General features: G+C 41.6%; 9 protein-coding genes and 2 pseudogenes. All 11 read right to left on the reverse strand.

Annotated features, from left to right (window positions below):
- Nucleotides 1-204: 204 nt before the first annotated feature.
- Nucleotides 205-1,509, reverse strand: coding sequence for an RsmF rRNA methyltransferase first C-terminal domain-containing protein (locus HT734_RS08400; RefSeq protein WP_173278585.1), 1,305 nt, complete (start codon nt 1,507-1,509; stop codon nt 205-207).
- Nucleotides 1,510-2,283: an inositol monophosphatase family protein gene (locus tag HT734_RS08405; protein WP_173278587.1), complete on the reverse strand. Its 774-nt coding sequence runs from the start codon at nt 2,281-2,283 to the stop codon at nt 1,510-1,512.
- On the reverse strand, nt 2,273-2,551 hold the full coding sequence (locus tag HT734_RS08410) for a UPF0223 family protein (RefSeq protein ID WP_001041979.1): 279 nt from the start codon (nt 2,549-2,551) through the stop codon (nt 2,273-2,275). Before HT734_RS08410 ends, HT734_RS08405 begins: the two co-directional genes overlap by 11 nt.
- Nucleotides 2,551-2,952, reverse strand: coding sequence for a Spx/MgsR family RNA polymerase-binding regulatory protein (locus tag HT734_RS08415; protein ID WP_000631259.1), 402 nt, complete (start codon nt 2,950-2,952; stop codon nt 2,551-2,553). The genes HT734_RS08410 and HT734_RS08415 overlap by 1 nt, the downstream gene beginning before the upstream one ends.
- A gap of 207 nt (nt 2,953-3,159) precedes the next feature.
- Nucleotides 3,160-3,777: a TIGR01906 family membrane protein gene (locus HT734_RS08420; protein WP_153226488.1), complete on the reverse strand. Its 618-nt coding sequence runs from the start codon at nt 3,775-3,777 to the stop codon at nt 3,160-3,162.
- Nucleotides 3,767-4,540: a TIGR01457 family HAD-type hydrolase gene (locus HT734_RS08425; RefSeq protein WP_173278589.1), complete on the reverse strand. Its 774-nt coding sequence runs from the start codon at nt 4,538-4,540 to the stop codon at nt 3,767-3,769. Before HT734_RS08425 ends, HT734_RS08420 begins: the two co-directional genes overlap by 11 nt.
- A 10-nt stretch (nt 4,541-4,550) precedes the next feature.
- Nucleotides 4,551-5,288, reverse strand: a complete 738-nt coding sequence (locus HT734_RS08430; RefSeq protein WP_173278591.1) for an acyl-[acyl-carrier-protein] thioesterase — start codon at nt 5,286-5,288, stop codon at nt 4,551-4,553.
- 4 nt (nt 5,289-5,292) lie between these two features.
- Nucleotides 5,293-6,423 (reverse strand): radical SAM family heme chaperone HemW, encoded by a 1,131-nt coding sequence (hemW, locus tag HT734_RS08435; protein ID WP_173278593.1) that lies wholly within the window; start codon nt 6,421-6,423, stop codon nt 5,293-5,295.
- Nucleotides 6,424-6,598: 175 nt separating this feature from the next.
- A complete protein-coding gene (locus tag HT734_RS08440) occupies nt 6,599-7,018 on the reverse strand; it encodes an LPXTG cell wall anchor domain-containing protein (RefSeq protein ID WP_240151650.1) in 420 nt (139 codons plus the stop codon).
- Between the two features lie 177 nt (nt 7,019-7,195).
- A pseudogene (locus tag HT734_RS09530) lies at nt 7,196-7,267 on the reverse strand (hypothetical protein); the annotation flags it as partial.
- Between the two features lie 43 nt (nt 7,268-7,310).
- Nucleotides 7,311-7,766, reverse strand: a pseudogene (locus HT734_RS08450) (hypothetical protein); the annotation flags it as partial.

The raw sequence follows: 7,766 nt of genomic DNA on the forward strand, positions 1-7,766 counted from the left end.
ATATTGGTGAATGCTGTGAATTTTTTCAACTATTTATTTATGTTTTTATTTTTTAAAATTGGGAGCCAACTGAAGTTGCTAGCTTGGTTTTACTAGTAATTTGCTCAGTTACCTTGCCCACCAATTTTGACTTAAAATGAAAGACAATTTGAAAAAAATCCATACTTCCACTATAACATAGACAAGCTACTTTGACTAGCATTTTCACTTGAATCTGAGGCCTTTTGGAAAATAATTTTTCAAAACATTTCCAGTCACCTTAGCAAAGCCCAAACCATTGCCTTGAACCAAAACTTGATACCAACCATTTGGCAGACTTTCCGCCAGCTGAACGGTTTCTCCAGCCACATACTTTACAAACCCTTCTTGGTCAATTTCAACCGACTGTTTGACCTGACTCGGTTTCAAGGCTAGACCAAGAGCAAAACTAGGCTCAAAGCGTTTCTTCTTAAAAGTACCCAGATGCAGTCCATTGCGAGCAATCTTGAGTTTCCCTAAATCTGGCAAGAGTTCTGGCAAGAGATAGAGTTGGTCACCAAAAGTCTGCAAAATTCCCCTTAGATTGATTTTCAAGTGTTTTTGGGCAAATTCCTGCCACAAGGCAACTTGTTCTCGGCTAAGATTACTCTTACTTGCCTTAAATTTAGGTGCTGGATTGTCACCTTTAAATTGTAAATGAGCGACAAACTGCCCCTCTCCCTTAAACTGATGAGGGTACATCCGAGCTGTTTCTGGCAGATCAATACCAGCTACCATTCCATTGATATGCTCAACTGGTAGCAAGTCAAAATCATACTCTTCCAGTAGCCAATTGACGATCTCTTCGTTTTCCTCGGGTGCCCAGGTACATGTTGAATAAACCAGACGACCTCCCTCTGCTAGCATGGTCACTGCATCTTCCAGAATTTCTCTTTGAAGACTAGCACATTGACTTGGATAATCTAAGCTCCAATAGTCCATAGCATCTGGTTGCTTACGAAACATCCCTTCACCAGAGCAAGGGGCATCAAGAACGATTAAGTCAAAATAGCCTTTAAAAACCTTGGCCAAGCGGTCAGCAGATTCATTGGTCACCACGACATTTGTCGCTCCAAAGCGCTCCATATTTTCAACCAAAATCTTAGCCCGTTTGCTTGAAATTTCATTGGAAACAAGCAGCCCCTCCCCAGCTAGATAGGCTGCTAGTTGAGTGGATTTGCCACCCGGTGCAGCGGCCAAATCCAAGACCTTCATACCAGGACTGGGCTGGGCTACCTGAGCCACCATTTGAGCAGCAGGCTCTTGCGAATATACTAAACCTGTAGCATGCTCAGGCGATTTTCCTGAAACCTTACCATAGTGACCCCAAGGAGTTTGAGGAATAGCATCAGGAAAGGAAACTGGCGCTTCTTTTAAAGGATTGACCCGAAAGGCCGAAACCGCTTCCTCCTCAAAAGAGGCAAGAAAATCTCTTGCCTCATCTCCTAGTATCTCTTCATATTTTTCAACAAATCCTTCTGGAAATTGCATTTAAGTTCTTTTCCTTTCGTAAATATAGGACTGAATTTCCTCCTGCATCTCAAGAGGTAGCATCATGATCGGCTGTCTGGTTTGAAAATCAGGAGCTTCACCAGAAAGGGTCACCACCCGATAGCCCAGACTTTCCCCTAAAATACTAGCCGCAGCATAATCCCATGGTTGCAGATAGGTGACATAGGTCAACAAACGCCCTGACAAAATCTTGGCAAAACTAATGGCCGCACTTCCATAGACACGAACACCAAGAACCGCTCGGCTCAAATCAGCCAACCCCCATTCATTGGTTTCCAGCATACCACTATTCCCTGCAATAAGGAAATCTCCAAGTGGTTTTTCTTGAAAGGGAGCTAGGGGCTTATTATTTCGACAGACTGGAAACTTACCACCACCGTGATAACAATCCCCCTTGACCACATCATAAATCAAACCAAACTGTCCCTGACCATTTTCAAAATAAGCCATCATAACAGCAAAATCTTCCTGCTGGGCGACAAAGTTATTGGTACCATCAATGGGATCAATGACCCAAACCTTGCCCTCTTGAACCGAGGCTCTCAGACAACCTTCTTCAGCACAAATCTTATCCTTAGGATAACGGGACAAAATCTCACTAACCAAAAGTTCCTGAACTTCCTTGTCCAGTCTGGTCACCAAATCCGTTGGAGAGGACTTGGTTTCAACACACAAGTCTTCCTGCATATGGTCAAGGATGTACTGACCTGCTTTCTTAACAAGCTCTTTAGCAAATTCAAATTTACTTTCCAAGAGAAATCTTTCCTTCCCCTTTTTCCTTGGCAGCCTGAACTGCTCGGTAAAGCGAATAGCCACTAACTGTTTCAAATTCTCGTCCCAAACGTTTTTCTTCACTCTTGCTTGGCACGACAGACTTGAATCCCTTATAGGAGTCCAGTAACTTTTTAGCTTCTACCTTGCCTTCATAGGCAGCTTCAACATCATTAAAAAAAGAAAGCACTGAAGCAAGTTCTTCAGTGCTCCACGACAAATCTAGTGGGTAACTATACTGTTTGTTCATTAACTAATACCAGCTCTCATTCTTGCTTCTTTTAGTTCTTGCTTACGGTAACTACGAGGGAGAAAAGCACGAATCTCATCTTCATTAAAACCGATTTGCATGCGTTTGGCATCAATAATAATTGGACGACGTAAAAGACTAGGGTACTGCTCAATCAAATGAAGCAATTCCGATACCGAAATACTCTCTACATCAATATTCAATTTTTGAAAAATTTTTGAACGAGTTGAAATGATGTCATCAGTACCATTTTCGGTCAAGGAAAGGATATGTTGCAATTCTTTTCTTGTTAAAGGACTGGTCATAATATTGTGTTCCACAAAGGGAACCTTATGTTTTTCTAACCAGGCCTTAGCCTTACGACATGATGTACAGCTCGGTGATAGAAATAGTGTAATCATGCTTTTCTCTTCTTATCTATACTTTGCTATTTCTATTATACACAAAAATAAAGCGCTTGACTAGCGATTTTTTAAAAAAAGCCTATTTTTCAAGAAAAATAGGCTGTTCGCGAACGATTGATACAATTGGATTTGGTTAATTCACTCTTAACGATGGTTTCAAATGATATACAATTTTATATATACAAATTAAAAACAGCCTTCAGTTCACTTCCTACGACTTTTCAAATAAAGATAGCCAAAGAAGCTTTCATAGAGGGCGAAAAAGAGGAGGAAGGCATGAAGGAAGAAGGTCTCTGGCAAAATCAGAATCACTGGATCCTTAGCTGGGTCAAAAAGCCAGGTATCATCTCCCACAAAGAGAATTTGATGGAAAAGAGTAAAGAATTGGTCAAAACCAATCAACACTCCCCCAAGCCCAATCAGTAAAGGCAAAACCACTAGAGCCAAAAGCCCTTTACCAAATAGAGACAAGAAGCCTTTTTTCACAATCCTATTGACAAAGAAATAGAAACTTGGCAATGTTACTAAAGCCACTAGCTGCACTAAGTGAAAGAGATTCTTGACCACCGCAAAGTGGTGCAGACCAGCTGCTGACGAACGAAAATCTGGCATCTGCAAGACCTGACTAAAAGGATTGGTCAGGTAATCCATCAAGATATGAAAGTTATATTGAATGGTTTCTGGTTTTAGATAAACCCGATCTGTTAAATTCAGCCACTGAATTTCCAGCGGATAAAAAATCCAAGCCAGATAAATGGTCAGAAGGATAGAAAGAGAGAGGAGAAAGAGCATAGAGCCCCAAAAGGTCAGTTTAGTTTTCATCGAAGTTCCACTCCGCAAGGCTAGAAACCACATGAGTCGGTGCGATTGGCAGGTCTGCTACTTCTTCTGCCTTGGTAAAACCTGTTGTCACCAAGAGCGTTGGAATGCCATTGTCAATCCCTGCTCGGATATCAGTCAGGTAGTTATCTCCGACCATGATTAACTCTTCACGTTCCAAACCTAAGTGCTCAACCGCCTTTTCCATAATGATGGCATTTGGTTTTCCGATATAAACAGGCTTCACTCGTGTTGCTACTTCAAGCAGGGTAATCAGTGAACCAGCACCTGGCAAAAGACCGCGCTCTGTCGGGATGTTGAGATCAGGGTTGGTTCCGATAAAGTGAGCTCCCTTTTGAATGGCAAGAGTTGCTGTCGCAAATTTTTCATAGTCGACTTGCCAGTCTAGACCTACTACCACATAGGCAGGATTTTCCTTGTCTTCCACATAACCAGCCGCCTTGATGGCTTCCTTGAGACCTGTTTCTCCGATGACATAGACGGTCTTTTCAAGCCCCAAGTCGTTCATATAGTCGATAGTGGCCAAAGTAGCTGTGTAGACAGTCGATAGGGGCGTATCAATATTAAAATTCTGAGCCAACATCTCTTGAACACTCTCTGGAGTGCGGGTTGTATTGTTGGTCACAAAAAGATAAGGGATGTCCCGCTTTTGCAATTCATGGACAAAAGCCTCCCCTGCTGGAATTCGGTCTCTCCCCTTATAAATAGTTCCGTCTAGATCAATTAAATAGCCTTTATATTTCATCTATCTCTCCCTAATCCTTTTTTATTTCTTGCCAAGTGATAATTGCTTGGGCATTGGTAGAACCGTCGCTTGTAATCTCATGCTTGCTTTCCAGTCCAGTCCGTTCAACAGCCGATGTAATCACCCCACCTGGTCGAACTTCCTTGACATACTTGAGGTTGATTTTCTTGGGAATATAGTGGGTCAAAAAATCTGCTCCCATGACCTCAAAAATCCAGTCCAAGTATTTACTGTTATTAACATGGCCATTCATATCCAAATCGTAAAAACGAACATGGTAATCCTTGCTGATTGGATTTTCCAAACTTTGATATTTAGGTCCTCGAAGCAATTTTTTGGAAAACTCAGACTGGTAAGGAGCCACAATATCAGGTTCTACTGCATGGACTTTTCGACTGTCTCGATCCATGAGAACAAAGGTCACCATCATGTGGATGAGCTCCTGACCTGCTTCATCATAAATGGTAAAGCGACGGTAGCAAAAAAGTCTATTGTAGCTTAGGGCTTCCGTTTCGATAGTGATTTCTTCCGCAAAACGAGGCAAACGAACCACCTCAATATCATAGTCTGTGATAATCCAGACAAGATTATAGTTTTCCAAAATGGCCTTATCACTAACTCCCAACTCAATCGACTGCATCCCTGAAACTTGCAAGGAGAGCAAAATCACATCTGGAAGCTTGATATGACCATTCATATCAGCCATATCAAAAGGAATTTTCATTTTCATTTGATAAGTTAAGCCCATGATCCTACTCCAAAATAAATCGTTCTGCTACGGTGTCTCCCAAAAAGAGACCTCTCTTTGTCATACGCACACAGTCACCCTCTATTTGCATGAGACCTTGTTGAACCAAGTCTCTGACAACTTCTCCATATAGTTCATCAAAAGATCGGCCAAATTTTTCCTCAAATCGCGCCATAGAGACCCCTGATTTCTTGCGAAGACCCAGGAACATTTCTTCTTCCATCTGCTCCTTTTGACTCAGGTGCTCTTCTGTGATGCGAGCATTGCCTTCTTCAACTGCACTCAGATAATGACGAATCGGACCATGATTTTTATAGCGCACGCCATTTACATAACCAGATGCCCCAGCACCAATGCCATAGTACTCAGCATTGTCCCAGTACATGAGATTGTGGCGACTTTCAAAACCGGGTTTGGAGAAATTGGAAATCTCATAATGCTCAAAACCAGCTCGCTCCAGCTCTGCGATGATATACTCAAACATCTCAGCCTCCAGTTCCTCCTTAGGCAGAGGCAATTTCCCTCGTCGCATACGATTCATAAAGACTGTATGGTTTTCTAAAATCAAGCTATACAAACTCATATGGGGAATATCCAGTCCAATGGCCTTAGCCACATTGTCCTTGACCTGCTCCATGGTCTGGCCAGGCAGTGCATAAATCAAATCGATAGAGATATTGTCAAAACCAGCCAGTTTCAGACGGTCGATATTTTCATAAATATCTTTCTCTAAATGACTGCGCCCAATCTTTTTCAGCATCTTGTCATCAAAAGTCTGCACACCTAGCGAAACACGATTGACAGGCGAGTTCTTCAACACAGCTATTTTATCCTCATCCAAGTCCCCTGGATTGGCTTCAATGGTCAATTCTTCCAAGGAAGACAAGTCCAAGTTTTTAGTCAAGCCCTTCAATAACACCTCTAGTTGTGACGCTGACAGGGCTGTCGGTGTCCCACCACCGATGTAAAGGGTTCGTAACTTTTGAATGTCATAAGAACGAAACTCTTCCAGCAGATGCTCCAAATAGCTATCTACCGGCTGATTTTTGATGAAAACCTTTGAAAAGTCACAATAATAACAAATCTGGGTACAAAATGGGATGTGCACATAGGCTGACGTTGGTTTTTTCTGCATAGTCTTATTATACCACAAAAAGCGAACAATACTTAGAATTCCGTTTAACAAAATCCTAGCATTGTTCGCTTTCTTTATCTAATCATTCTTTGTATTTTATGGATAAAACAACTATCAGAATCAATCTAGTTCGTTGTTAAAACACAAAAGAATGAATGTTCATCTGACTAAATTTTTAGTCTTCTTTTTTCTTACGAGCTACAAGTCCAAATCCACTCAATAGTCCAAGAAGTCCTAGAGATGCAAGAGCAGCATTTGATTCTGTTCCTGTATTTGGCAATACATTTTGAGAATCATTTGACTTAGCTCCATTATCAACAGTAGTCTTAGTATCTACCTGATCTGCATTTGGAGTTGGAGTAGCTGGTGCTGGTGCAGGTGTATCTTGACCAGAACCTCCATTAGTGTCAGGTTTGACTGGCGTATCAGGTGTCACTGGTGCAACTGGAATTGTATTTGTATTTGAACCTACTTTTCTGAAAATGTGGGTAATTACTGGTTCATTTTCATCAATCATTGTTCTTACAAATTCATATCCTGGAATTGAGCCATGTTCAGCATCCTTTTCATTGCCTGTCTTAACAGATGGTTTCAATACATTTCCATCTTCATCAATCCAGCGAACCTCAATAGTTAATTCTGGTAAAGTGATTGGTCCTGGTAGTTCACCGTTTTCAGCTATTACCTTACCTGGTGTTGTTACTGGAACTTCTACTGTTGGTTGACCTGGTTCTGTAATCTCACCTGTACCTGGGACATCTTTCTTAGGAAGGTTGTCATTTGGTACTTTACCTTTACCGTTTTCACCGATTTCAACAGTGATTGGGCCATCTTCACCTGGGATTTCTACCGTAGTTCCTGGTGGGTATGTTGAGCCATCTGGTTTCTTAGGNNTTCTTAGGTGTTACTGTAACGTCACCTGTCTTAGGATCTTGTTCAACATCTACTGTTGGTGTCTTACGAGCTGGTGTTGTTACATCTACTGGTTGTGATGGTTTCTTGTTAGGTTCTGTTACTGTTCCTGTACCTGGGACATCTTTCTTAGGAAGTTTGTCATTTGGTACTTCACCTGATCCATTGTCGCCAATTGTAACTTCGATTGGTGTGTTGTTTTCACCTGGAATCACTACCTTGCTACCTGATGGGTATGTTGAGCCATCTGGTTTCTTAGGCGTTACAATCGCATCACCATTTGGTTTACGAGTAATTTCAATCGCAACTGGTTTTTCAGTTGTTGGTGTTTCTGGTGTGACCTTAGCTGGTGTTTCTACTGGAACTTCAACTGTTGGTTGACCTGGTTCAGTAATCTTAGCTGTACCTGGAACTTTACCGTCTGGTAATTC

This window comes from Streptococcus sp. k-90 (assembly GCF_013277565.1).
Taxonomy (GTDB): domain Bacteria; phylum Bacillota; class Bacilli; order Lactobacillales; family Streptococcaceae; genus Streptococcus.

Bases quoted from the DNA above. Each gene is read 5' to 3' on its own strand.
- HT734_RS08400 (WP_173278585.1), bottom strand. From the start codon at position 1,509: ATGCAATTTCCAGAAGGATTTGTTGAAAAATATGAAGAGATACTAGGA.
- HT734_RS08410 (WP_001041979.1), bottom strand. From the start codon at position 2,551: ATGAACAAACAGTATAGTTACCCACTAGATTTGTCGTGGAGCACTGAA.
- HT734_RS08415 (WP_000631259.1), bottom strand. From the start codon at position 2,952: ATGATTACACTATTTCTATCACCGAGCTGTACATCATGTCGTAAGGCT.
- HT734_RS08420 (WP_153226488.1), bottom strand. From the start codon at position 3,777: ATGAAAACTAAACTGACCTTTTGGGGCTCTATGCTCTTTCTCCTCTCT.
- HT734_RS08425 (WP_173278589.1), bottom strand. From the start codon at position 4,540: ATGAAATATAAAGGCTATTTAATTGATCTAGACGGAACTATTTATAAG.
- HT734_RS08430 (WP_173278591.1), bottom strand. From the start codon at position 5,288: ATGGGCTTAACTTATCAAATGAAAATGAAAATTCCTTTTGATATGGCT.
- hemW (WP_173278593.1), bottom strand. From the start codon at position 6,423: ATGCAGAAAAAACCAACGTCAGCCTATGTGCACATCCCATTTTGTACC.